Annotated in this window: 2 protein-coding genes and 1 riboswitch; of the genes, one reads left to right on the forward strand and one right to left on the reverse strand. The window is 74.1% G+C overall.

The features are described from left to right. Nucleotides 1-711 (reverse strand): magnesium chelatase ATPase subunit I (locus tag SACPADRAFT_RS0213895; protein WP_028662451.1); only part of this gene is annotated, 711 nt, incomplete at its 3' end. A 54-nt stretch (nucleotides 712-765) separates the two neighbouring features. Beyond that, a riboswitch (adenosylcobalamin (AdoCbl) riboswitch) is annotated at nucleotides 766-854 on the reverse strand. 40 nt (nucleotides 855-894) lie between these two features. Here SACPADRAFT_RS0213895 and cbiE point away from each other — a divergent pair. Continuing rightward, on the forward strand, nucleotides 895-1,705 hold an 811-nt coding region (gene cbiE / locus SACPADRAFT_RS0213900; protein ID WP_007027524.1), incomplete at its 3' end, for a precorrin-6y C5,15-methyltransferase (decarboxylating) subunit CbiE.

Below are 1,705 nucleotides of genomic sequence, written 5' to 3' on the forward strand. Positions count from 1 at the left end.
CGCGGCCTCGCTGTCGGCGAACCGGTCGGCGAAGCCGTCCGGGTCGGCCTCGTGGACCAGGCGTCGGCGCACCACCTCGGCGCGCTCGCCCGGCTCGCGGCTGGCCGCGACGTCCACGGTGAGGCCGAACCGGTCGAGCAGCTGCGGGCGGAGCTCGCCCTCCTCGGGGTTCATCGTGCCGATCAGCACGAACCGCGCCGCGTGGGTGACCGACACGCCCTCCCGTTCCACCGTGACCCGGCCCATCGCGGCGGCGTCCAGCAGGGTGTCCACCAGGTGGTCGGCCAGCAGGTTCACTTCGTCCACATAGAGCAGTCCGCGGTGCGCGGCGGCGAGCAGCCCCGGCTGGAAATCGGTGCTGCCGTCGCGCAGCGCGCGTTCCAAATCCAGGGAACCGACCACGCGATCCTCGGCCGCGCCGACCGGCATCTCCACCAGCCGCGCGGGCCGGGTGTCCGCGTCCGCGCCCGCCGGGTGCGGGCCGTCCGGGCACGCCGGGTCGGGGTCGTGCGGATCACACGAGAACCGGCAGCCGCGCACGACGTCGACGTCCGGCAGTAGCCCGGCCAGGGCCCGCACCATCGTCGACTTCGCGGTGCCCTTCTCGCCGCGCACCAGCACTCCGCCGACGGCGGGGGACACGGAGGAAAGAATCAGCGCCAGCCGCAGGTCGGGCATACCGACCACGGCGGTGAACGGATAGGGCCGCACACATCTCCCAACGCCCGCGTGGGTGTCCTCGCCCACGTTCCAGCAGGTCCTCAGGCGGCCGTCGAAGCTCTGACTCCCAGCCGTTTCGGCTGGTCACAGTGGCGGGACCGTCCCGGATTCGCGCCGGGTTCCACGACGACCGCGTCCCGATCCTCGCACACATCTGCTCTAGGGTGGCCGACCGTGACGATTGTCGTGGTGGGGATCGCAGCGGACGGCTGGTCCGGACTTCCCGAGCAGGCGCGGGCCGAGATCACGGCCTGCGACGTGCTGCTGGGCGGGCGCCGCCAGCTCGATCTGGTGCCCGACGGCGGCTACCGCAAGGTGGCCTGGCCCAGCCCACTACTGCCCGCGCTGGACGAGCTGATCACGGCGCACAAGGGCGGCCGGATCGGCGTGCTCGCCAGCGGTGACCCGCTGCTGGCCGGGATCGGCAGCACCCTGGTACGCCGGTTCGGTGCCGAACGGGTGCGCATCCTGCCGTCGGTGTCGTCGGTGGCGCTGGCACGCGCCCGGATGGGCTGGTCGGCCGAGGACACCGACGTGGTGCGCACCACCGGTGCCGACACGCACCCGGTGCTGCGCACCGCGGGCGAGGGCCGCAGGCTGCTCGTGCTCAGCGCGGACGCGGACACCCCACCCGCGGTGGCCCAGCTGCTGACCCGGCACGGATTCGGGGAGAGCGAACTCACCGTGTGGGAGAACCTGGGCACCGCCGACGAGCGCCGCCTCGACGGCACCGCGCACGACTGGCCGCACCCGCCGGGGGCGGCGCTGAACGTCCTCGCCGTGGCGTGCCGGGGGCCGCAACCGCTGCCGCTGACGCCGGGACTGCCGGACGACGTGTTCGACCACGACGGGCAGCTCACCAAGTCCACCGTGCGGGCCACCGTGCTCGCCGCGCTCGCACCCCGGCCGGGCGAGCTGCTGTGGGACGTGGGCGCCGGGTCGGGCAGCGTGGCCGTCGAATGGGCGCGGCTGCACCCGGCCAACC

The organism is Saccharomonospora iraqiensis subsp. paurometabolica YIM 90007 (assembly GCF_000231035.2).
GTDB classification, from domain to species: domain Bacteria; phylum Actinomycetota; class Actinomycetes; order Mycobacteriales; family Pseudonocardiaceae; genus Saccharomonospora; species Saccharomonospora paurometabolica.